Annotated in this window: 20 protein-coding genes, 4 tRNA genes and 4 pseudogenes; 17 read left to right on the forward strand and 11 right to left on the reverse strand. The window is 69.7% G+C overall.

Annotated elements, in window-relative coordinates:
• Positions 1-308: 308 nt before the first annotated feature.
• Positions 309-464, forward strand: coding sequence for a DUF6131 family protein (locus ACKUU6_RS29240; RefSeq protein WP_407992275.1), 156 nt, complete (start codon positions 309-311; stop codon positions 462-464).
• Positions 465-986: 522 nt separating this feature from the next.
• On the opposite strand, the gene ACKUU6_RS29245 is transcribed toward ACKUU6_RS29240, so the two are convergent.
• A protein-coding gene (locus ACKUU6_RS29245) for an IS3 family transposase (RefSeq protein ID WP_407986365.1) occupies positions 987-2,176 on the reverse strand; the annotation gives its coding sequence in 2 pieces (ribosomal slippage) (positions 987-1,912 and positions 1,912-2,176; 1,191 coding nt in all).
• Positions 2,177-2,414: 238 nt separating this feature from the next.
• On the reverse strand, positions 2,415-2,588 hold the full coding sequence (locus tag ACKUU6_RS29250) for a CsbD family protein (protein ID WP_407991565.1): 174 nt from the start codon (positions 2,586-2,588) through the stop codon (positions 2,415-2,417).
• A gap of 142 nt (positions 2,589-2,730) precedes the next feature.
• On the opposite strand from ACKUU6_RS29250, the pseudogene ACKUU6_RS29255 reads away from it, so the two are divergent.
• The 7 genes and pseudogenes from ACKUU6_RS29255 to ACKUU6_RS29285 all read left to right on the forward strand — a co-directional run bounded on the left by ACKUU6_RS29255 (position 2,731) and on the right by ACKUU6_RS29285 (position 9,818).
• Positions 2,731-2,902, forward strand: a pseudogene (locus ACKUU6_RS29255) (hydrophobic protein).
• A 162-nt stretch (positions 2,903-3,064) separates the two neighbouring features.
• Entirely contained in the window at positions 3,065-3,592 is a 528-nt protein-coding gene (locus ACKUU6_RS29260; RefSeq protein ID WP_407991566.1) for a hypothetical protein, read from the forward strand.
• A 1,869-nt stretch (positions 3,593-5,461) separates the two neighbouring features.
• The gene (locus tag ACKUU6_RS29265) at positions 5,462-6,022 is read left to right on the forward strand and encodes a methanogen output domain 1-containing protein (protein ID WP_407991567.1); all 561 of its coding nucleotides are present in this window, start codon (positions 5,462-5,464) and stop codon (positions 6,020-6,022) included.
• Entirely contained in the window at positions 6,019-7,692 is a 1,674-nt protein-coding gene (locus ACKUU6_RS29270) for a SpoIIE family protein phosphatase (protein ID WP_407991568.1), read from the forward strand. The genes ACKUU6_RS29265 and ACKUU6_RS29270 overlap by 4 nt, the downstream gene beginning before the upstream one ends.
• A 214-nt stretch (positions 7,693-7,906) precedes the next feature.
• Positions 7,907-8,203 (forward strand): DUF6966 domain-containing protein, encoded by a 297-nt coding sequence (locus ACKUU6_RS29275; protein ID WP_407991569.1) that lies wholly within the window; start codon positions 7,907-7,909, stop codon positions 8,201-8,203.
• Positions 8,204-8,278: 75 nt separating this feature from the next.
• Positions 8,279-8,494 (forward strand): hypothetical protein, encoded by a 216-nt coding sequence (locus tag ACKUU6_RS29280; RefSeq protein ID WP_407991570.1) that lies wholly within the window; start codon positions 8,279-8,281, stop codon positions 8,492-8,494.
• A gap of 403 nt (positions 8,495-8,897) precedes the next feature.
• The gene (locus ACKUU6_RS29285) at positions 8,898-9,818 is read left to right on the forward strand and encodes a hypothetical protein (RefSeq protein WP_407991571.1); all 921 of its coding nucleotides are present in this window, start codon (positions 8,898-8,900) and stop codon (positions 9,816-9,818) included.
• A 340-nt stretch (positions 9,819-10,158) separates the two neighbouring features.
• Here the strand turns inward: ACKUU6_RS29285 and ACKUU6_RS29290 are convergent, their stop codons facing one another.
• Together ACKUU6_RS29290 and ACKUU6_RS29295 are read right to left on the reverse strand one after the other, a co-directional pair.
• The gene (locus tag ACKUU6_RS29290) at positions 10,159-10,668 is read right to left on the reverse strand and encodes a ricin-type beta-trefoil lectin domain protein (protein WP_407991572.1); all 510 of its coding nucleotides are present in this window, start codon (positions 10,666-10,668) and stop codon (positions 10,159-10,161) included.
• Between the two features lie 479 nt (positions 10,669-11,147).
• The gene (locus ACKUU6_RS29295; protein ID WP_407992276.1) at positions 11,148-12,053 is read right to left on the reverse strand and encodes an IS5 family transposase; all 906 of its coding nucleotides are present in this window, start codon (positions 12,051-12,053) and stop codon (positions 11,148-11,150) included.
• 316 nt (positions 12,054-12,369) lie between these two features.
• On the opposite strand from ACKUU6_RS29295, the gene ACKUU6_RS29300 reads away from it, so the two are divergent.
• The 4 genes from ACKUU6_RS29300 (at position 12,370) to ACKUU6_RS29315 (ending at position 12,736) form a co-directional block, all read left to right on the forward strand.
• Positions 12,370-12,442, forward strand: a tRNA-Gln gene (locus ACKUU6_RS29300).
• Between the two features lie 10 nt (positions 12,443-12,452).
• Positions 12,453-12,537: transfer RNA gene (locus tag ACKUU6_RS29305), tRNA-Ser, on the forward strand.
• A 20-nt stretch (positions 12,538-12,557) separates the two neighbouring features.
• A tRNA-Ser gene (locus ACKUU6_RS29310) sits at positions 12,558-12,652 on the forward strand.
• 1 nt (position 12,653) lies between these two features.
• Positions 12,654-12,736: transfer RNA gene (locus ACKUU6_RS29315), tRNA-Tyr, on the forward strand.
• Here the strand turns inward: ACKUU6_RS29315 and ACKUU6_RS29320 are convergent.
• Positions 12,715-13,180, reverse strand: a pseudogene (locus ACKUU6_RS29320) (hypothetical protein); the annotation flags it as partial. The gene ACKUU6_RS29315 and the pseudogene ACKUU6_RS29320 overlap by 22 nt on opposite strands.
• Positions 13,181-13,183: 3 nt before the next feature.
• On the opposite strand from ACKUU6_RS29320, the pseudogene ACKUU6_RS29325 reads away from it, so the two are divergent.
• Positions 13,184-13,494: pseudogene (locus ACKUU6_RS29325) on the forward strand (oxidoreductase); the annotation flags it as partial.
• A 45-nt stretch (positions 13,495-13,539) separates the two neighbouring features.
• Complete coding sequence (locus tag ACKUU6_RS29330; RefSeq protein WP_407991573.1) at positions 13,540-14,178, forward strand: class I SAM-dependent methyltransferase; 639 nt, start codon at positions 13,540-13,542, stop codon at positions 14,176-14,178.
• Positions 14,179-14,259: 81 nt separating this feature from the next.
• Here ACKUU6_RS29330 and ACKUU6_RS29335 read toward each other — a convergent pair whose 3' ends face one another.
• On the reverse strand, positions 14,260-15,489 hold the full coding sequence (locus ACKUU6_RS29335) for a metal-dependent hydrolase family protein (RefSeq protein ID WP_407991574.1): 1,230 nt from the start codon (positions 15,487-15,489) through the stop codon (positions 14,260-14,262).
• 101 nt (positions 15,490-15,590) lie between these two features.
• Between ACKUU6_RS29335 and ACKUU6_RS29340 the strand changes: the two genes are divergently transcribed.
• On the forward strand, positions 15,591-16,058 hold the full coding sequence (locus tag ACKUU6_RS29340; RefSeq protein WP_407991575.1) for a MarR family winged helix-turn-helix transcriptional regulator: 468 nt from the start codon (positions 15,591-15,593) through the stop codon (positions 16,056-16,058).
• Positions 16,059-16,192: 134 nt separating this feature from the next.
• Here ACKUU6_RS29340 and ACKUU6_RS29345 read toward each other — a convergent pair whose 3' ends face one another.
• On the reverse strand, positions 16,193-16,720 hold the full coding sequence (locus tag ACKUU6_RS29345) for a GNAT family N-acetyltransferase (RefSeq protein ID WP_407991576.1): 528 nt from the start codon (positions 16,718-16,720) through the stop codon (positions 16,193-16,195).
• A gap of 150 nt (positions 16,721-16,870) precedes the next feature.
• Here ACKUU6_RS29345 and ACKUU6_RS29350 point away from each other — a divergent pair.
• Positions 16,871-17,224 (forward strand): annotated as a pseudogene (locus tag ACKUU6_RS29350) (helix-turn-helix domain-containing protein); the annotation flags it as partial.
• 156 nt (positions 17,225-17,380) lie between these two features.
• Positions 17,381-18,109: a class I SAM-dependent methyltransferase gene (locus ACKUU6_RS29355; RefSeq protein WP_407991577.1), complete on the forward strand. Its 729-nt coding sequence runs from the start codon at positions 17,381-17,383 to the stop codon at positions 18,107-18,109.
• 88 nt (positions 18,110-18,197) lie between these two features.
• Here the strand turns inward: ACKUU6_RS29355 and ACKUU6_RS29360 are convergent, their stop codons facing one another.
• From ACKUU6_RS29360 to ACKUU6_RS29375, 4 genes are all read right to left on the reverse strand, one after another.
• Complete coding sequence (locus ACKUU6_RS29360) at positions 18,198-18,488, reverse strand: DUF1330 domain-containing protein (RefSeq protein ID WP_407991578.1); 291 nt, start codon at positions 18,486-18,488, stop codon at positions 18,198-18,200.
• Between the two features lie 102 nt (positions 18,489-18,590).
• Entirely contained in the window at positions 18,591-19,214 is a 624-nt protein-coding gene (locus ACKUU6_RS29365) for a TetR family transcriptional regulator (RefSeq protein WP_407991579.1), read from the reverse strand.
• Complete coding sequence (locus ACKUU6_RS29370) at positions 19,144-20,745, reverse strand: MFS transporter (protein WP_407991580.1); 1,602 nt, start codon at positions 20,743-20,745, stop codon at positions 19,144-19,146. The genes ACKUU6_RS29365 and ACKUU6_RS29370 overlap by 71 nt, the downstream gene beginning before the upstream one ends.
• A 548-nt stretch (positions 20,746-21,293) precedes the next feature.
• Positions 21,294-21,863 (reverse strand): hypothetical protein, encoded by a 570-nt coding sequence (locus ACKUU6_RS29375; protein ID WP_407991581.1) that lies wholly within the window; start codon positions 21,861-21,863, stop codon positions 21,294-21,296.

The following is a 21,863-nucleotide window of genomic DNA, read 5'->3' on the forward strand; positions in this document are numbered from 1 at the left end:
CGAGCAGCAAGTCAACAGGTACTCGCCGTGACCGGGGCTGGCCTGATCGCCTCCGAGCCGTGGGAGGCCAGCACCAGCACCATCGTCGAAGAGGCCCTGCCCACCGCACCGGGGCCGCACCCGCCCCTGCTGTAAGGCCGGCCGCACTCTCTGGAGGGGACTACGCCCTACGCCCGGGCATCGCTCCCATGTCGGCCTTCGTCTGCTTCACCGACAGTCACCGGCCTGCGTTGCGCGCGGCGCTCCCGCCTGTGGCCGTGTCGGGCGAACAGCGCGACAGTGGAAGGAGACCTTCTTCGGAGGTAGTCGTGATCATCCTTGGACTCATCCTTCTCGTCATCGGGTTCGTCGCCAGCATTTCGATCCTGTGGACCATCGGCATCGCCCTCATCGTCATCGGAGCCATCCTGTGGATCCTTGGCGCCGTCGGCCATGAGGTCGGAGGACGTAAGCACTACTGGTGACGTGCCGCGCGGCGGCTACTGCCCGACGTCTCAGAGCCGGGGCGCCGTGCGTTTCCAGAATGCCCAAGACCTGCGGCACCGGGAGCCGACCGGCCGGGCTTCGCCGGGACGCTGCCCACTGCAGAGGTGAAAGCACCCGGCGGGCTGAATTGCGCCCGCATGCTCCACCGTCGGCAGCGCATCGTCAACTCCGCGCCCCCGCCCAGCGGGAACTCGAGCCGTAGGCCTGCGCCGTGACGGTCAGGTCGGCGCACCGTGCCCCGCCGGCGGTTGCACCAACGTCGTCCATGGGTGAAATGTGGCCGAGGCCGTCCGTCGGCCGTTCGGTTTGAGGTGGGACACGGTGGTCGTAGCGGGCAGGATGTACAACGGCCTTGACGTGTTGCGGAGGAAGCGGCGCCCGGTCGGGAACGGCGGCGGGCGGACCACAAACAGTGCCGGGGGGCGGTTCGATCGTGCGCAGTGGACGAGCTGCATAGTGGTTGAGCTGTCCCGAGTTTCGTGGAGTCCGTGATTGTGTGTTCAGGCGGACTGCGGGGTGGCGGCCTGGGTCCGCCAGTAGTCGCGTTCGTACTCGGCCGGCGGCAGGTAGTCGAGGGCGGAGTGGAGCCGTTCCTCGTTGTACCACGTGACCCACTGGAAGATCGCCCGCTCGACCTGCTCGAACCCGGTCCACGGCCCCTGCATCTCGATCAACTCGGCCTTGAAGGTGCCGTTCAGGGCCTCGGCCATCGCGTTGTCGTACGAGTCCGCGACGGAACCGACCGACGCGGCGGCGCCGATCTCCGAAAGCCGTTCGGTGTAGCGAATGGACACGTATTGCGACCCCCTGTCGCTGTGGTGAATCAGCCCGGAGCCCTTCTTAATTCTCCGGCGCCACAGGGCCATCTCCAGCGCGTCCAAAGGGAGTTCGGTCCGCATGTGGTCAGCGACCTGCCAGCCGACGATCGTCCGGGAGAACACGTCCAGGACGAACGCGACGTAGACCCAGCCGGACCAGGTCCGCACGTAGGTCATGTCCGCGAGCCACAGCTGGTCGGGCCGCTCGGCGGTGAAGTCGCGGTCGACAAGGTCCGGTGGCCTGGGCGCGGTCGGCTCCGGGATCGTCGTGCGGCGCCGCCGGCCGCGGATGACGCCTTCGATGCCCAGCTCGGCCATCAGCCGCTCGACCGTGCACCGGGCGGCCTCTACGCCCTTGCGCCTGAGCGCGCGTGTGATCCTCCGGGCACCGTAGGTGGCTCCGGACTCGTCGTGGACCTGGGCGATCAGTGGCATGAGCTGTTCGTCGCGGAGCCGTCGGGCGGACTTCGGCCGCTGCTTGCGGGCGAAGTAGGTGGACGGTGACAGGTCCAGAACCCGGCATACGGGATCGACCCCGAAGCCGTCGCGCAGGTGGTCGATCACCTGCTCGGCCTCGTCCGGGGACGGTCGATCTCCTGGGCAAAAAACACGCTGGCGGCCTTGAGGATCTCGTTCGCCCGCCGCAACTCCGCATTTTCTCGGCGTAGTTGCTTGAGTTCCTCGAGTTCGTCGCTGGTCGGCCGGTCGTCGCGCTCTCCGGCGTCGGCCTCGGCCTGGCGGACCCAGTTTCGTAGGGCTTCCTTGTGGATGCCGAGGTCCCGCGCGACGTGCGCGATCGGGCGGCCCGTGGTGCGGACCTCGCGGATCGCGCGCTCACGGAGCTCGTCGGGGTACTTACGTGGTGCTGGCACAGCAGGCGGTTCTCCTTACGCCAGGATCGTAACCCTGGCTTCAGGGACTCCACCAAACTCAGAGCAGCTCAGGTCGGGGGCCAACCGTCACTCTGTCTCAGCGGCTCTCGCGTCGAGCCATCGGCGCGCCGGCCAGGCGGCCGAGGTGGCCCGCCGACCCGTATCGACGGTGAGTACGGGTGAACGACCTGCGGGCCCCGACCGGTTTTCGGTCGGGGCCCGCAGGTCGTTCGGGTGGTCAGTGCTTGAAGGCGTCCTTGACGTGTTCGCCAGCCTGCTTGACGTCGCCCTTGACCTGGTCGGCCTTGCCTTCGGCCTCCAGGCGCTCGTTGCCGACCAGCTTGCCGGCGCCTTCCTTGACCTTGCCCTTGACCTTGTCGCCGGTGTTCTCAATCTTGTCGTGGGTGCTCACTTGGGCCTCCAGGAGTCGAGCGTGTTGTTCGGTGCACGAAGGCGCCTGCCCCCTCCTGGGCGGAAGATTCGCACGAATATGGGCCATCGGCCGGGGCAGGCGTTCGCCGAAATTGATCAGGCCCTGGGCGGAGGTTGTTGCGATGGTGCCCCTTCTTGTTGTGCTGCTGCTGGCCCCTGGTCCTGTTCGGCGCGGGTTTCGCCGTCAAGATCCTTTGGTGGGTGGCGCTCGTTGTGCTTGTGGTGTGGCTGGTCGGCTTAGTTGCCCGCGGCACTCACTCCTCCGGCGGCCGCCACCGCTGGTACCGCTGGTAGACCGAGCCGGGACACGGTAGTTGGAACCTGGTCTTGATTGTTGGCACCGAGGCTTGATGGCCAACGTCGACGCCGCAGTCCCGTCTCTGTCAAGGCTCATGGTCTTTGTCAGAGCCCGTAATCCCCGGGGTCCTGGCGACGTGAGCCACTAGGTTGGTGTGCGTGGAGACGCGGGGGCAGAGGTATCGGTATGTGGGTCCGGCGGGGCTGAAGGCGCTCGTCCGGACGGGTAGTGAGGGTCGGAGCATTCGTTCGTCGGCGGACTTCGGCGAGTGGGTCTCTGCGCTGACCCTGGATGAGTTGGCCGAGCCGTTCACGTTCGTCGTCGACAGCGGCGGGGTGCTGCGACTGGCTCCGCGCCGCAGCGAGCACGTGGTGTGCGCCGGCGGTGAAGAGGTGCTGAGCGCCGGCGAGATGAGCTTCCGCGAGGAGTCCGGACAGTGGGTGGTCGAGGAGGTCAGCAACCAGTCGACCGGCTACTGCCCGGACGCCAGCTCATGGCCGGCCGTGGCCGTGGCCGAGGCCCTGGACCGGATTGGGATCCATCGCCAGTCCGGGTTCACACACGAGGTGGTCTTCCGCCAATGCCGCTCCTGCCGGGAGCTCAACATCGTGCGGGAGGAAGACTTCGTCTGCGTCTTCTGCGGCGAGGATCTGCCGCGGGAGTGGAACGTCAGGGAGCCCGGGTGACTGGTCAGACAGCGAAGATCGCATCGCGTTGCGAGTGCGGCAGTATGGCGGTGCGACAGGTGAACCAGTTCATCCTTCGCGATGAGTTGTGGTGGGACGCCGAGTTCTCTTGCAGGTCCTGCGGCACCTACCTGTGCGAACACGCCGGCCCGGGGCCAGCACCTGATGATGTCCGGGAGGCTCTACTCGCGGCGCACGGACCCGTCAGGCTGCGGTTGGTCGATCCGCTTCCCAGTCTCGTCCCAGCTTTGAAGGTCTTTCGGGAGGTCTCGGCGGCCTCGTTGTCGCGGGCTCGTGAGCTGGTCGGGGAACTGAGCGACGATGGCCTGGTAGGGACGTTGTCGGAGATGGAGTTCCTGAAGGTTCGGCTTCAGCTGCGCGGGGTTCACGTCGACGTTGATCGATAGCCGAGCGGAGAGGCATCGATCTTGCTGGTGAGATCCTCCGCGTGTCGGACGAGGAGTTGCCGCAGAGCCGCGTAGTGGTTGAGCGGATCCGGCCGTGAAAGTTGGAACCACGTGCTGGAGCGTCGTAGGGGCCAATCCCGACGCACACGGTCGGGCTGGTCGGTCAATCGGCCGTGGAGCGAAGCGGGGCTCGCCTCGTGTGACGTGGGCCCAGACGAAGGCGGACGCTTCTTGCCGTTTCCGGTCGTCCAGGTTGGGGCGGACAGGGCCGGGAACCGGTGGCAACTCAGCGACGATGTCGTTCCAGGTGTCAGGAGCGAGAGACCAGCCGCGCAGTGCTTCGCGACGCCGCTGGTAGTCGGTGAGGTCGACCGAGCTATCAAGATCACCGGCAATGGCTGTGAGCGCGTGGGTGAAGCGGCCGGAGTCGTCGTTGTTGAGCCACTGGTAGAACCCACTGGTGGCGGCGTACTGGCCCCCGGTGAGGTTGATTCCCAGGAAGGCGGCAGCGTCCCCCATGGAGCCGCCCGCCGCCCACTGAACGAGGAGGACGGCTCCGACGCGTCGCATGGTCTTGACGTGGGAGTGGCACTGAAGGTCAGCGAGGTGCTTCTGGTACCAGTCCTGTTCCAGGAACGCGGGGATGTGCTCGGGGTGGTAGCCGCCACTGCGGGCAGGCGCCTTGGTTCCGCGAGCGGTGCGCCGGAAGCTGCGAGTGGATGGTTCGGCGGCTTGTAGAAGTCTCGTTGAGCACGAGGACTCATGCCGGTCGAGGACCCGCACCCAAGGTGCCCTGCTGGCGGGACAAATCCACCGCAGGTTGCAAGAAGCGTGACCAGATGGTTCCAACAAGCTTGTCCCGCAAGGTCAGAACCGCCAGGTCAGCACACCACCCTGGTTCCAACTATCGTGTCTCGGCTCATAGACCACCCGCAGAGGCAGTGCGAGCGGATCCCCAAGGACAGTCGGACGGAGAGGTTCGAGGACCATGTCGACGCGGCCCTTTCGGCTTCCCGCTGCGAGTCGCTCGGCCTGGCCGGCGAGGTGGAGGGGCTGATTTTCCTGCGGGGTCGGCCCGGCCGGACTCCAGGAACTGGCGCTTCCAGGTCCCGACCGACCGCTCGGACACCTACGCCCGCCGTGCGGCCTTGGCAACGGCGCGCCAGGATCGCACGATCCGGACCTTCTCCTCCGTCGGCAGCGTCGGCGGTCCCACCATGATCGATCAGCTTCCTTCAACGGCATGACCCCGAGAAACCAGCCCTGCCACGAGTCCGGCGCGCGACACGTGGAGGTGACGACAGTGAGAACCGTGGCCCGGGTCACCCTTCTCGCAGTCCGCGCCTGAAGCTCGCGTTTGGGGGCAGGCGAGTCGAGCGCGGACGGTGATCGCCGTCATTGACATGCGTCGCTCGGTGACGTTGCGCAAACCGCTATGGCCGGGCGCGACGGGAGCGAAAAGATGACGCACACGACAGACGCCGACATCCCTCTGGACCGGGACATCTTCCTACGCACGCTGGTGCGAGAGTTGGCGACCTCACTGGAGTCGGTCGTCGGCTTGGCGGAGGCGTCCGGCTACATCAGTCTGGTAGGGCAGAGCGTGGGTACTCACATCGACGACATGTATACGGGCGCTCTCGCCGTTGACCGGCTCTCCCGCCGACAGGTCGCAGACGTGCTGGTAGATCTCAAGCAACGCATCAACGGCGACTTCTACGTCATCGAGCAGGACGAGCAGAGGATCGTGCTCGGAACCCGCAGCTGTCCCTTCGCGGAGAAGGTGATCGGCCGTGAGTCGATGTGCATGATGACCTCCAACATCTTCGGCACCATTGCCGCGCGCAACCTCGGCTACGCGCAGGTCGAACTTGTGGAGACGATCGCCCGCGGAGCGGCGGGCTGCCGCGTGGTCGTGCACCTGGTGCCCGAGGCGGGCGCGGTCGGGGACCGGGGCCGGGAGTACTTCGGTGACGTACCCCCGGCCCCGGGGGCCCTCGCCGCCGGGCGGGTGGTCGAATGAGCCTGGGCCTGTTCCAGGCCATTGCCCGCCTGCTGCCCAACCCGGTCCTGCTGTGCACGGCCGAGGGCCGGATCCTCGCGGCCAACCCGGCCGCCACCCGCTTCGTCACTCACCTGCGCGCGGGCGCCGACCTGTTCCACCTCGCCGCGGAGGACTCGGCTCTCCTTCGCCTGCACATGGATCACTGGCTGCGCAGCGGTGACCCGCTACCGGGTTCACTGACCGTCCGTGACTCCGACGGTCACCTGGTGCGTTTCCGCTGCCACGGCGCCCGCGCCACCTGGTGGGACGGGCGGCAGCCGGCCGTTCAGCTGCACATGACCCGCCTGGACCACACCGACCAGTTCGTGGTCCTGAGCCAGCAGGTGACGGCGCTCAACCGCGAGATTGCCTTCCGCCGCGCGACCGAAGCCGAACGCGAGCGCCTCCTGGCTGCCGAGAAGAGCGGACGCTTGCGCCTCCAGCACCTCTACCAGTTGACCGCTGCTCTCGCCTCGGCCGCCACCCTGGCCGAGGTCGCCCACGCGGTCCAGGAGACCGCTCCGGCCGCGCTGAACGCCACCAGCGTCGACCTGCAACTGCACTCACGCCGACTGATCCCTTCGCTTGAACCGGCCGACACGTTGTTCGCCCTGGCCGGAGACACCTGGACAGACCTCGACGAACGGGTCCCCGGCCCACCCGGCGGAGCGACTGAAGGCGCAGAGGCGGCGGGTCCTGACGTCACCGCAGTACGGGCTGCGCTCGAAGCGGACAGCGTGAATCTGGGCAGTCTCCTCGTGCGTCACGGACCGGGGGAGGGACTGGAGGCCGAACACCTGAGGGCTGTCGCCCAACAGGTCGCGCAGGCGGTGCGCCGTGCGGGCCTGTACGAGCACGAGCACCGAGTCGCCGAGCGTCTGCAGCTGAGCCTGCTCCCGCGCCTGCCTGCCATCCCCGGATTCGACCTGGCCGGGTGCTATGCGGCCGGTACCGACCAGGTCAAGGTCGGCGGCGACTGGTACGACGTCCACCCTCTCGACGACGACCAGATCGGGCTCACCATCGGGGATGTCGCGGGGCACGGCCTGGCCGAAGCTGCCGTCATGGCCCAGATCTCCGCGGCCTTGCGCGGCATCGCCATGCGCTGCGGGCAGCACCCCGCCGAGGTCTTGCGCGAACTCAACGAGTTCGTCGGCCGGTATCACCCCGAACGGATGGCCACCGCCTGCTACTTGGTCTTCAACCGCCGCACCCACCTCCTTCGCTATGCCAGAGCCGGTCACCCGCCGCCTCTGTTGATCAGCGCCGACGGCACCAGCCGCTACCTCGACCAGGCCCTGGCACCTCCGGTCGGCCCCATGGAGGGGGCGCGGTATTTCGACGCGGCGGTCAATGTCCAGCGCGGCGACACCGTCCTGCTCTACACCGACGGGCTGATCGAACGGCGCGGCGAGAACCTCGACATCGGCCTGGGCCGTCTCCGAGCCCTGGCCCACACCGCTGTCGGCCTCACTGCCACAGAGCTGTGCGACCTGTTCCTGAACCACCAACCCGGCGCTGAATTCCCCGATGACCGCGCGCTCCTGGCCGTCAGCTTTCCCACCCCCGAGGTTTCCGCAGCCCGGCCGGTTGCAGGACACCGGACCACACTCACCCCGGCAAGAACACTGAGCCTGCAACCGCCGTGAGCAAGGCGTCGGCGGCGCGCACCACTTGTTTCGCACATCCCGTCCACCCGGTTCCGGGAACAGGAGGTGCGGCTCGGTGAGGGGTGGGACCTGCGCGCTGGACGGCTCACGGGTCGGCATCGGTCGGAGTGCGTGGCTAACGCGCTGAGGAGCTCCAGGACAGCTGCGGCAGCTGCTGTGATCCCGCAGTCGAACAGCGGTACATACTTACTCCATGATCGACACCCCCCGGGAGCTGATGACCGCGCTCGACGCTTTCGTGCGAGTACTCGGCGAATGCGGCCACCCGGGCTGGGCACGCAGGATGGAGCGTGCCCGCTCGAAGATCGTGGCAGGGGAGGCCCAGGGACTGGACATCGTCCTGAACGCATACGGTGGCACCGGAAGCCTCAGCGACCTCCCGTTCGCTGACGATCACCCGGTGAAGGTATTGGGCGTCGAGGTGCAGGAGCGGTCCGCGGCCGTCCGCATCCAACTCCATTCGAGGACGCGCACCCGGCCATCGGACTGATCGTCGTCTTCGGCTTCCTGCCGTCGTTCACGCTCTCCCAGGTCTGAACAACGGGCGCCGCCGGAGTCGAGCGGGGTGCTCGACCGGGTGACCGGTGTGCGCGACGGGCTGCCGGTTCTCGGCGACGGCCGGGTGATCGAGGCTGCGAACGTGCTCCGGTGCACCGGCTTCCGCCAGGACCATGACTGGATCGACATGCTGGTGACGGACGAGGACGGCTACCCCGTCCACGACCGAGGTGTGTCGCCGGAGCCCGGCCTGTACTTCGCCGGGGTCCGGTTCCAGTACTAGTTCGCCTCCATGCTGATCGGCGGGGTCGACCGGGACGCCAACTGCGTGGCCGAGCACATCGCCAGCCGGGCGGCACGGACGACGGTGTCGACCCGCGAGGCGGAGGTCGTCGGTGCCGACCAGGGCTGAGGCAGTCCGGCCGGTTGCTCTGGAGGCCCCGAAACGACGTACGGAGCGTGATCTCTCAACTGGCCATCCGTGGCAAATCCTCGGCTCTGCACACGACCGTGCTCGCCGCCCCGGAAGACGGCGGGCCCGCTGCGGGCCAGACGCCCGGCACCGGACGGATGTTGGAGGGGGCCGTCCGGGTCTCGCACGGTGACCGGGGCCGTGGCCGTGTCGTTGGAACGGTCCGTCCGGCCGGGTGATGCCGGGCGAGGTCGAGTGCGGCGAGGAGCGGGACATGGGCAGGCAGCGGGTCTGGCGGGCGGCGGGTGTGGTGCTCGCGACGGTGCTGGCGGGCAACGGGGCGTGGGCGGCACCGGCGCAGGCGGCGACCGGGTCGAAGGTGTTCGACAAGCCCGGGTACTACGAGTTCACCCTACCGTCGGGGGTGGATGAGTTCACGGCGGTGCTGGTGGGTGCGGGTGCCGGGGGCGGCGGGGGCGGTGTGTACTCGCAGGGTTATGGCACCGGCGGCGCGGGCGGTGGTGGCGGGGCCGGCGGCATCGCCAAGTGCAAGGTCTCCGGGGCCGGTTCGAAGATCGGCGTTCGGGTCGGTGGTGCGGGCGGCGGGGGACCCCGGGGCGTCGAGGGTCGGGTCGAGGGCGGGTCCGGAGGCAGCGGCGGCTCGGGCGGCGGCTCCAACGGCTCACCGGGCAACAAGAACGACGGCGGCGGCGCGGGCGGTGGCGGAGGCGGCTCGAAATCGGCCGTCTACACCAAGGACGCCAGCCTGCTCGCGCTGGCCGGCGGTGGCGGTGGGGGTGGGGGCGGTGGCGGCTTCGCCAAGGGCGTCGGTGCGCGGCCGGGTGGCGGTGGTGGCGCAGGTGGCGGTGGCGGGGGCGGTTCCCTCGACCATGCCGGGCTGGGCGGGGCCTGGGGTGAGGGGAACAAGCCGGACACCATCGGCGGCGAGGGCGGAGGGGGCGGTGGCTACCTGTGCGACGCGCCGTGGGGAATGAGCTCCACCGGTACCGGGGCGGTGAGCGCCAGGGCGGGCAACGCGAAGAACTTCACTGCCGGTACGGCGGGCAAGCGCGCCGACCTCGCCGGGGCGAAGGTCCCGGCCGGGGCCGGACAGGGTGGAGCGGGCGGCGCCGGCGGGAGCTCCTTCGCCGCGGGCCGGGGCGGCACTGACGGATACGTCGTCATCACCTGGTAGCCGTCGGCGCTCTGTGCCCGCTGCGCGACCCGAACGAAGGACTCGGTTTCGTTCGGGTCGCGCGAGATGCGGCGTCGACGGCCTCGAGCGCCCGATCCGGCCTGCTCCGCGACGTCGTCGGTGGCGGTGGCGGTGGCCGGTTGGTCGATTTGGGGTCGGCGCCCGCGTCGGGCTGGCTGCCCTTCTCGCGTCCGGCGGTGTCGGCCGCGCCGTCCGGCTGGGCAATGGCTCGCCACCGGCCAACACCCGGCTCGTTGAACCGGCGTGAGCACCTCCCCAACCACGCGGCGCGGCCTCGGCCCGGCATGGGCACCGCCCCTACCGGCGTCGGGCGGTACTGCTACAGCCAGACGGCCCAGTCCTGGACAGCGGGCCAGGACGAGTCGCAGGTCCACAGGGTCATCTGGGTGCCGTTCGCGAAGCTGTTGCCCTCATTGGTGATGCACTGGCCTGAGTTGAACAGCGGAGTCGTCCGGTTGTTGCCCCGGTTGTAGTGGCTGCCGACGTTCCACTTCTGGACGCTGGCGCCGGTGCAGTCCCAGAGGGTCAGGACCGTGCCGTTCGAGTAGCTGTTGCCCCGAGGAGTGATGCACCTGCCGCTCTCGACGTGCTTGACCTCGCCCGAGCTGAAGAACTGGAACTTCTGGGCGCTGGAGCCCGTGCAGTCCCAGAGCGTCAGCGTCGTGCCGTTGGCCGTTCCGTTGCCGTAAGGCGTGGCGCACTTGGGAGTTGCGCCGTAGACGATGAAGTCCTGAGTACCGGAGACGGCCTGTGAGGACCCGGTGTTCGCCAGGCTGAGAGCGAGGGTGGCAGCGGCGACCGCCGCAGTGCGACGCACGGTGTTCTTCATGACAACCTTTCAGACAACAACGGACTGGAAACGGGCGGCTCGCCCGAGAGGAACGGCAGCCGATACGGAGCGCGCGAACCCGCATGGAGCCAGTGGGTAGAGCGTCAACGCTCTTGCACGACGCGGTCGGAGCCGAGTCGGCGGCAGCGCGGCCGAGAGCCGGACCGACGTGCATCACCTGTTGATGGGTGATCCGTCGTCCGGCCTCGACGGGGGTGACACCATGTCTGAGTGCGGCTTCGGGAGCCGGACGCGCGTGGCCTTCAGTTTCACCATCTCCCCCCGATGCTGCGCCAGGCCACCCGCTGAGGTGGACTGCGGCCGGATGAATTTGATCATGTCCGGCACGGCATGATCAACTCCTCCCCGGCTGCTGGGCAGAGGTCGCCACCTTGCTCATCGGCGTCACCGACCCCGGAGTCGACTGGACGGCCGTAGGCGGTTCGGGATCGGACAGGCCCTATGCACTGTCCTGGCGATCACGAGCGGAGCCAGATCACGAGTGCTGCGGCGGTGACGGTGCCGAGGAAGACGTAGGCGCGCCTGTCGTACCTGGTGGCGACGGCGCGGAAGTGCTTCAGCTTGTTGATCGCCCGCTCGACGGTGTTGCGTTTCCTGTACCGCTCCTTGTCGAAGCCAGGCGGCCGACCGCCGGCGCTCCCGCGCCGGACCCGGTTGGCCGTCTGGTCGGCCTTCTCCGGAATGACGTGCCGGATCCCGCGTCCGCGCAGGTTGCGGCGGGTCCGCCGGCTGCTGCAGCCCTTGTCCGCGCTGACGCTGTCCGGTGTCGTTCGAGGTCGGCCGGCGGTCAGGCGGGGCACCTTGATCCGCTGCATCACCGCTTCGAACTGCGTGCAGTCGGCTCGCTGACCGGGCGTGGGGACCGGTGACAGCACCCAGCAGCGGCCGTCCGCGCTCAGGTGGAGCTTGGCCGTGAAACCGCCGCGCGAGCGGCCGAGCGCCTCACCTCCCGCACCACCTCCACCAGCAGGGCGACCAGCTCCGCCCACATCCGAGCGTTCCTGACCGCTGGCGTGGAGCCCCCCTTTGGCCGGCGGCGTATGCCGGGCGCCCGCGGCATGCTGGTGGGCCCGCACCGACGTCGAGTTCACGGACACATCCCAGTCGACGGCCCCGGCAGCGTCCGCCTCGGCCTGCACCCGCTGGAGCAGCCGTTGCCACGTGCCGCCTGCCGACCAGCGGCGATGCCGCTCGTGAACGGTCTTCCACGGGCCGTACCGCTCCGGCAGGTCACGCCACTGCACACCGGTGCGGATCCGGTACAGTACCCCGTTGACCACCTGCCGATGATCCCGCCACCTGCCACGACGACCATTGCTCACCGGCAGAAACGGCACCAACCGCTCCCACTGAGCGTCCGTCAGATCACCCCTATGTCCTACAGTCCCATCAACGGTCTACCTGATCGCCAGGACACGGCCTAGCAGGACGCCCATGCACCACCGCACGCGGAAATGCGGTTGCCCGCCTGGGGCGGTCTGCCGCAGAGTAGGCGCATCAGCCCGGCACCACAGCCACGGAGAGGAACGCGCGTCATGAGCAACAGTCAGTCGTATCAGCGTTCCTCGAGCTCCCAGCAGAGCCAGGGGTATCCCTCCGCGCGGTAGACCGGCACCCACTCGTGCCAGGCCGCCCCGGGGACACCCCGAACGGGTGGCCTTTCTCATGGCCGCCCCGCAGTGCCGGATGGTGCAACTGGCAGCACGCCTGATTCTGGATCAGGAAGTTCGAGGTTCGAATCCTCGTCCGGCAGCGCAGCACCTGGAGAGTTGGCCGAGTGGTAAGGCAGCGGCTTGCTAAGCCGTAGTCGGGTGGAAGCCCGCGCGCGTTCGATCCGCGCACTCTCCGCGCAGGACAAGGCGGTTCACGGAGGAGCCAGCCGAGAGGTGGCGCCGGCCTCGGTCTCGAAAACCGTTGGGGTGCGCGAGCACCCGTGTGGGTTCGACCCCCACTTCCTCCGCCAAGGGCGAGCTGGGCACTGGAGAGCCCAAGGGTCTGTAACACCCCCGCTTCGGCTGTGCCGGTTCAAGTCCGGCCTCGCCCACCACCGGCACGGTCAGCGCCACGACCGACCCGAGATCCTTCCATCGTGACGGTGGGTTCGGTGTGTGAGAGCGAGGTGAGCAGTTGTAGTTTCTCGTCGCTGTCGCTGTCCTTGTCGGGGTAGTAGACGACGAGGATGACGTCGTCGATGGGTAGTTTGTCGCAGTGGAGCCGTAGTTCGCCCACGACGGGGCGCTGGACGGTAGTGGTGCCTCCGTCGAGATTGCGGACGTTGTGCCGGGCCCACAGAGTGCGGAACCGCTGGCTGGACAGGGCGAGCTCTCCGACGAGTTCGACGAACGGGGGGTTTTGGTGCACCCGTGCCGGTACGTTCGCGGGTCGCTTGCGTCGGGGTGCTGTGGGGCGGGCGGCCGCGAGGCCGAGCAGATGCCCGCTCCACGTCGGCGAGGTTCAGGACGCGCGCGAGGGATTCGAGGACCTGAGGGGAGGCGCCTGGAAGGCCGCAGTGCACGCCTACTCCGAGGCACTGCGTGTGCAGCTGGACGGCACCGGCGTCAGTGTCGTCGAGCTCGTCCCCCGGCGGTCGCAACGGCAGGGTAGGAGAAGGTGAACCCGCAGGCACTGCCCCGCGACGAAGTCGCCGCCGAGGCCATGCAGTTGCTCTCGCTGATCCCCACTCCTGACGAGATCCTGGTCGAGCGGGTTGTCACGCACCGCTGGGCCGAGTGCGACGGTACCTACGACGAGCTCGTCGCAAGGCGGTCCCAGGCCCTGGCTGTGCTCCCCAGCCGGCAAGGCTGACACCTGGAGTAATGCGGAGAATCTGCGGGTCGGTACGCTTCGATCGTGATTGATCGATCGGGTGCCGACGGGGACAGCATCGGCCGCCCCAGGGGAACCGCCGGGTACGCGAGGGCGGCGGACGTGCTGGCAGTCCAGTACGAAGAGGTCACCTTCGGCCAAGTCCACCGCGACGTAATGGGTTTGGTGCCCGTCGGGCCCGCACGGATCCTCGACGTCGGTGCGGGAACCGGACGCGATGCGGCCGCGTTGGCGGCCCTGGGGCACAGGGTCGTGGCTGCCGAGCCGACGGCGGAGCTACGGGGACACGGACAGCGAATCCATGCCGGCAGCGCAATCGAGTGGACCGACGACGTTCTCCCTGACCTGACGCTTCGCCAGTGCCCGGGTCGCTTCGACGCGGTCTTCGCCACTGCGGTGTGGATGCATCTGGACGCCGAGGAGCGCGGGCAGGCGATGGCCAGGATCGCCGCCTTGTTGATGCCGGGCGGCCGATTCTTCGTCAACCTCCGCCATGGTCCCGTACCCGACGGTCGCCACATGTTCGACGTGACCGCTGCTGAGACCGTCGAGCTGGGTGCAGTGCACGGCCTGCTGACGATCCTGAGCAGCGAGCGTCCCGATCTCCACGGCCGGGACAGTGTCCGCTGGAGCTCCCTCGTGCTCCAGGCGAGGGAACGGTGAGTAGCCTCGGCCCGTTCGGGGCCCGCGGAGCCGGGTGACGAGGTGGCCGGCCCTGGTCACCCGGCTCCGCGATCTGCGGGTTCAGGACGGAAGACTCTCAAGGGCCAGGCGGGCACCGCGGCGCCAGACGGCGCGGGTGTTGAGGGTGTCGCTGATGTTGCCGGTCGGGTCGCCGTCGACCAGCAGGAGGTCGGCGCGGAGGCCTTCGGCGATGCGGCCACGGTCGCTGAGGCGGAAGCAGCGGGCCGTGGTCGCGGTGGCCGCCCGCAGGGCGCGGGCCGGGGTGAGGCCTGCGGCCACGAGGTACTGCAGTTCGTGGTGGAGGCTGGCGCCGTGCGCCAGGCCGCCGAAGAAGGTCTCGGGCATGGAGACGTCGGTACCGGCCAGGATGTCGACGCCGGCGGCGTCCAAGGCGCGCACGCTGTCGTACACGTCGTCGAGGCTGCCCTGCGGGTAGCGGTTGTAGCTGGACCGCAGGGTCCGGTCCCACCGGCTGTCGAGGCGGGCGGCGACCCGGGGGTCGTCGGCGAGTTCGCTGCCGGTGATGCCCATCATCGAGGCGTTGAGGCTGATGCAGGGGACGACGAACATGCCCGCGTCCCTGATGAGGCCGATGATCTCGGCGGTGTGCGGCTGGTCCATGAACAGGTGGACGACGCCGTCGATGCCGGCTTCGGCGGCCATCGCGGTGGCTTCCACGGTCAGGGCGTGGGCCACGGTGAGGGCGCCGTACTTCTTTGCTTCCGCCACACCGGCGTTCACGGTGGCCTGGTCGAGGACGGGCAGGCCGGGGTGCCCCTCGACGGTGCCGTCGTCAATCATGAACTTGATGAAGTCGGAACCCCGAGCGAGGAGTTGGGGGACGAAGGCGGCTGCCTCCTCGGGCGTCGTGGAGAACGGCATCAGCGGCATCACCGGGGGGAGGTCCCGCTTCGGCCGGTACCCCTCGGGCATCAGCTCGCTGGGGTGGCCTCCGGGGGGCGTTATGGCGAAGCCTGCGGAGCGCACGTCGGCCACGGTGTCGTCGTCGGTGATGGCACCCCGGTTCTCCCGGGTGTTCATCCCCTGCATCTCGAGTTCGGTCGTCACTCCGAACCGCAGGGCGAGTGTCAGGGAGTCCGGGGCGGAGTGGACGTGGGCGTCGATGAGTCCCGGCAGCAGCGTGGCGCCGTGGCCGTCGACGATCTCGCTGCCGCGCGGGGCGTCGCCTCCGACCTGAGTGATCCTCCCGCCGTCGATGACCACGGTCTGCACGCCGAGGCTCTTCTCCCCGTCGAATACCCGGGCGTTGGTGATCGCGGTGAGCGTCATGGCAGTCCCCCTCGTTTCCTTGCTCAGTGCATTTACATACCTAATGCTATGGACTTATCGGCAGGTATGCAAATGTGGGGCATGGGCCTAGACTCAGGCACATGAGCAGCGTGCCCCCCTCCGAGCGGTCCCCCGACGACCTGGCGCTGGACCAGATCGGCCCGGCGCTGTCCCGGCTGCGGCGGCGCGCACCGGCGTCGGGCAAGGACCTCTCCCGCAATCTCGTGCTCAACGTGATCGCCGACGCGCCGGGCGAGACCACCGTCGGCGGCCTCGCCGCCGAGATGGGTGTCGCCCAGCCGGTGGCCAGCCGGACCGTCGCCGCCTGCATCGAGGAGGGGCTGCTGCGCCGGGCGGCTTCCCAGGCCGACGGGCGCCGTACCGTGCTCGAACTCACCGAGCACGGCGAGGCCGAACGCAACCGCTTCGCCGCCGAGCAGCGCACGGCGTTCCAGGAGATCACCGCCGCCTGGTCGCCGGAGGAGCAGGTCCAGTTCGCGCGCCTCCTGGCCCGGTACGGGGTCGACGCCGCCGCGTGGTCAAGGAAGCGGGCTTCGGGGAGCGGCTGAGACGATCCGCAGGGCGTCGGCCCAGAGGTACGGGAATCGGCGACTGATCCGGGCTGCAGCGGTGCACTGGCCACGCTTCTTGTCACCGGATGGTCGGGCTGGTCGTCACCTGCTCCCAGCGTTCGGCTGAGTTGTCACCACTGTCCGGGGCTGTCGCCGCGGAGCACGCTGTAGCGGACGACGTCCCGCCACTGCCCGTCCCGGAACACGGTGCTGCGCAGCACGCCTTCACGGGTGAAGCCGGACTTCTGCAGCGCGCGCTGCTCGGCGATGTTCTCCGTCTCGGTGTCCGCTTCGAGTCTGACCACCGGTGTGTGCGCGAAAAGGTAGCGCACCAGCAGCCGCTGGGCCTGCGTGCCGACCCCACGGCCCCGGCTCTCCGGCAGCAGCTGGGCTCCGACATTCCAGCAGTACGAGCTCCGCGACGTCACGATCTTCCGCCACGCCACGAAGCCGCACTTGTCGCCACCGGCCACCACCATGAGGTGGCCGCCGTCATCGCCGAGCAGACCGTCCTGCGCCCAACGTCGTCTCCACCGCCCGGGATCCGACCAGCCGAGCCATTGGAACGGTCCGGTCGCCTCAGGATCCGTGAGAAACCGTTCGAGCACCGACAGGTCACTCTCGTCCACAGGACGCAGCATCACGGGATCATCGCTCATCCCGATCACCTTAGGCCGTCCGTGCGGTTACGGTAATACGTTCTGACGGTGTGTCGGCTGCCGTGATTCCGATGGTGAGGGGCATCTCTTCGCAGAGCGCCAGAGAGATTCTGAATTGGCTGACGGCTTCGTGGAGGTCGCCCAGGTGGTAGGGGGCCGAGGGCCGCGCGGCAGGTCCTGGGGCAGGCCGTCGAGGGCCTCGCAGACCTCGGTACCGAGGCATGGGCCGAGCGGGCGCGCGCCGAACTGCGGGCCTGCGGAGCGCCGACGCCGCACTCCGCCACCAACCCGGCTGCGCTGACCTGGCAGGAGCAGCGGATCGCCGAACTCGCCGCGAGCGGCCTGACCAACAAGGAGATCGGCGAGCGGACGCACCTGTCGCCGCGCACCGTCAGCTCCCACCTCTACCGGGTGTTCCCCAAACCGGGCGTCACCTCCCGGGCGGCTCTGCGCGACGCGCTCGCGGCGTTGCCGTCGGCCCCCGGGCCGGGCGACGCCGTCTGACGCAGCCGCCGCCGGGCCGGCCGGCGTCCGCCGTGCGGGTGGTTCTCCGGCGCTGGGTCGAACACGGCGTGAAGGATCCGGGCGCGCGGTTTCCGCAGGCCCCGGCGCCGGTACGGAGGCTGGTACGCGCCGCCACGACACACGGGAGACCTGGGCATGAGTACTTCGCAGCGCTACGTCCGCGCGTGGGAGGGCTTCTGGGCCGAGAACACGGGCGAGCCGGGCGAACCGTTCTGGGACGCGGACCCGTCGCTGACGGCGGCCCCGCACACCGCGCTGCTCGCCGCCCACGCCGACCGGACACTGCCGATCGTCGACCTCGGCTGCGGCAACGGCACCCAGACCCGCTACCTGGCCGGGCACTTCCCGCGAGCGGTGGGCGTCGACCTCTCCGCCTCGGCCGTGGCGCACGCCCGTCGGGCGGACCACGACGCGGTGGCCGAGTTCGAGCAGCTCGACCTCACCGACCTGGTCGGGGTAGGGCGGCTCGGCGAGGCCAACGTCTACGTGCGGGCGGTGCTCCACCAGAGCGATCCGGACGACCGGGCGCCGGTCGCGGCCGCCGTCGCGCTGCTGCTCGGTCGGCGTGGCCGGGGCTTCGTGGTCGAGCCGACCGCTGCGGCCAAGACGGTACTCCAGCAGGCCGCCGAGCGGCCCGGTGGTCCCTCGGAGAAGCTTCGCCAGGTCCGCAAGCACCAGCTCCGTCCGGCCGAGGTCGCCGCGGGGGAACTGCCCGAGCTGCTGCGCGGCGCCGGGTTGGAGATCCTCGACCAGGGCGGGACCGACCTCGCGATGAGCGAGCGCAACCCGGACGGCACCCGGGTCGCCCTGCCGGCCGACTGGTTCGTGGTCGCGGCGGCGGGGGACGGCGGGCCGGGCAGCTGAGTGGCCGGGTGAGCGTGTGGTCGCCGGTGGGCGAGAACGGGCCGCACGGCGGTGTAGTACGCCTTCGCCGTGCGGCAGGCCGTGACGCTCAAACGCCTTCGACGATGCGGAAGTCGCGCTCGACGCCGTCGGCCAGGACGAGCAGCGCCTGCTGGTAGGCCTCACTCGCGTGGGTTGCGACGGCCTGTTCGAAGCTGTCGAACTCGACCAGGACGACGCGCTCGGCGATGCCGTCATCGTGGGCGACGACCTGCCCGCCGCGAACGAACGTCCGGCCGCCTCCGGCCGCGACGGCCTCGCGGGCCAGCGTGTTGTAGGCAGCCAGCTTCTCGGGGTCGGAAATGGTGCGGTAGACGCTGACCCAGTAGCCCTTGGCCATGAAAACCTCCAGTGTTCGGTACGTGCACGTCTGACGCCGGATCACTGCTGTGAGCGGCGTACCCGGTGGAAGATCACCGGGGGGTGCAGGGAAACGTACTGCTCAACGACGCGCCGGAGCCTCGCCGTCGAGCAGGGGTTGCAGGAGCGGGACGTACAGATCGGCGACCTCGTCCGGGGGCAGGCTCGTCAGCCGGTCTGCCTGGACGGTCGCGTACAGGGCCCCGAGGCCGAGCAGCACACCGATGGCCAGTTCCGCCCGTAGTGCGGTGTCCGGTCCGGAGAGCCGGGCGGCGAGGGCGTCGATGACCTGGGTGCGGAAGTTGGCCCGGGCCTGTCCGCCGAGTTCCAGGTGGTGACGGGAGAAGGCGATGCGCAGGATCGGGTCGCGGGTCTGGCCGCGCTGGGTGGCGAGCAGGTGCAGGACCATGTGCCGGGCGAGGCCGTCCAACGGGGCGTCGAACAGGGCGGTGGCGTCGGCGTCGAAGGTGAAGACCTGGTTGAAAAGGTGCTCCTTGGAGCCGAAGTACTTCATCACCAGCGCCGGGCTGACGCCCGCGTCATCGGCGATGGCGGCGATGGTCGTGTCGGCGTAGGCATGCCGGGCGAACGCCCGCCGGGCGGCGGCGAGGATCTCCGCGCGCCGCGCCTCGGCGTCACGCGGTCGTGCCGCCCCGTCCGCTGCCGGGCCGTCCGGTGCCGGGCCGGGCGTCGGCGACGCGGGCACCGGTCCCGGCGGGTTGCTGGACGTCGTTCGCGGGCGGCCGGGACGGGGGGAGGCGGAGCTCGGGCCGGGCATCGTGTTCAGCCTCCTGGAGGGGGGACGGCGCTGGTCGCGGCTGGCGCGGGATGAGGCGGGCGGCCGCACAGGCCAGCAACGCGACCGCCCCCGCCGCGGCGAACGCCACGCGGTACCCGTTCAGGGTAGGGGCCGCCATGGCCGTGCCCGACCCGCCGGTGAACACGTGGGTGTGTTGCGCCAGCACGGTGGCGATTACCGCGCTGCACAGGGCCTGCCCGATGGTGCGCATGAGGACGTTGAGGCCGTTCGCCGCGGCGGTCTGCTCCAGCGGCACCGCCCGCATGATCAGCATGGGCAGCGCGGAGTATGCGAGCGCCGTGCCGACCGACACCACGGCCGCACCGGCGATGACCGCCCACAGCTGCCGACTGTCGGCGAAGCGCAGCCCGTACCCGGCGGCGATGACCACCGTGCCCACGGTCAGCGTGGCCTTGGCCCCACGGGCGGCGGCCAGCCGGGCGGACAGGGAAGCGCACAGGACCATGATCACGCCACTCGGCAGCAGGCACGCACCCGCCGCCACCACCGAGAGACCCAGGCCGTAGCCGGTGACCCGGGGCGTCTGGATCAGCTGCGCGGTGACGAGGGAGTTGGCGTAGAACGCGAATCCGGCCAGCAACGCGGCCACATGCGGCAGCAGAACCGCCGGACGCATCGCGAGCCGCACGTCCACCAGCGGATGCGCAACGCGGCGCTGCTGGACGGTCCACCCCGCCAGGATCAGTAGCGCCGCCGCCGACAGGCCGAGAACCCGCCGACTCTCCCACCCCCACTCACCCGCCTTGGACAGCGCCAGCAGCAGAAGCACCAGCCCCGCACTCAGCCCGCACGCCCCGACCAGGTCGAACCGCCCCGGCGACCGGACCGGCTCCTCCGGCAGCACCCACCACGCCAGCACGAGCACGGCCGCCGAGAGCGCGGTCATGGCCCAGAACATCGCGTGCCAGTCCGCGAACTGCACCAGCAGCGCGGCCAGCGGCAGACCGAGAGCAGCGCCGATCCCCACCGTCGAACTCATCAGTGCCACCGACGAACCCGTCCGATGCGGTGGCAGCACGCCCCGCAGCAGACTGATCGACAGTGGCACCACCGCGGCCCCCACCCCCTGCAGGCCACGGCCGGCCAGCAGCCAAGGGAGGGTGGAGGCGAACGAGCACACCAGCGACCCGAGGGCGAGCGCACCGAGCGCGACCAACAACATCCGCCGCTTGCCGTACATGTCCCCGGCCCGCCCCAGCAACGGCGTCGCGACGGCCCCGGTCAGCAGGGTGAGCGTGACCACCCAGCCGACATCGACCGGCGCCGCGCCGGTCAGCCGGGGCAACTGCGGCAGCAGCGGCACGATGGCGGTCTGCACCAGCGTGGTGACGATGCCGCCTGCCGCCAGAACGGCGAGGACACGGCGGTCGGCGGACGGGGACGAGGTCGGGGATGGAGATGGCGAATCAGTGGCCACAGCGGACCCCCCTCGAAGGTGAATGACGTTCACCACTGTAGGTGAACGTCATTCACCTCGCAATGACGTCCACAGATGAGGCTGCCGCACGAGGTGTTCCGAGCCAGCCATTCGTCGTGGTCGTACCCGTCCCCGCTGGCTCGGCCTCGGATGCCGGCAGGGAGACGTAGGTGCGCTCCGGGGAGACGCGCTCGGGCGGCGTGCGGAAGCGATCCCGTCCGGCGTCGGCCGGGTGGACGTGTCCTCGCGAGTTTTCATCCTGTGAACACTTCGAGGTGCACGGCCTGGGGGAAGGGTCAGGCGGAAGAGCCAGCCGCCGCCCGGCCCGAAGAGCTTGGAGTCGAGGGCTCACCAGGAAGCCCGGCACCTTGAAGGGCAAGATCCCGGCCTCGCTGCTCCCCGTCGTGGCCCGTCGGCCCTCCGCAAGTCCTTCGCCGGCCCGCTGAAGGCCAACTGAGAGCCGGTCGCAGGCCGACGCCCGCCGTCGGTCGGACGGGAGGAGTCCCGTCCGACCGACGGCGGCACAGGACCGCTCTGCGGCGAGCGGCTCAGCCCGCCAGGCTCTCGCTCACCGCTTGCGAGTTCCGCTTCCGGTGGCGCGGCAGAATCCGCCAGAGGCGGCCGCTGGCGGCGGTCCCGACCAGCAGCAACGCGTACACCAGTGGCGTCCAGGCGCCGCCGGAGCGGCTGGCCTGGCCCTGGTGGAAGACGAAGGTGACGGAGCTCTGCAGCCCGGCGACGCCGCTCCAGGTGAACGCGCCGTCGATGTGCGGGCCGACGGCGGCGATCGCCTGCTGGTAGGCGTTCGCCGCCTCGTCCAGGAAGAAGTTGAGCAGCAGGGCAGTGGTGAGCAGGAAGATCCCGGCAGCGCTCCAGGAGTATCGCGGCCCGTCGCCGAGTTCCGCGTCCATGTACTCCTGCGCCAGTGCGCGGCTGCCGCCCAGTCGCCGTAGCGCCTGGGCTGCGCCTATCTCCGCGGCGGCGGCCAGCAGGTTGGCGCGGACCTCGCGGCGCCGGGCGATCCGGGTACGGGAGGGGAGGTCGTAGAGGCGCTGGTCGAGCGACCAGACGACCCATTCGATGCGCAGCCGATCCAGCCAGGTGACGGTGTGCGGCAT

This window comes from Kitasatospora sp. CMC57, from assembly GCF_045866025.2.
Taxonomy (GTDB): Bacteria; Actinomycetota; Actinomycetes; order Streptomycetales; family Streptomycetaceae; genus Kitasatospora.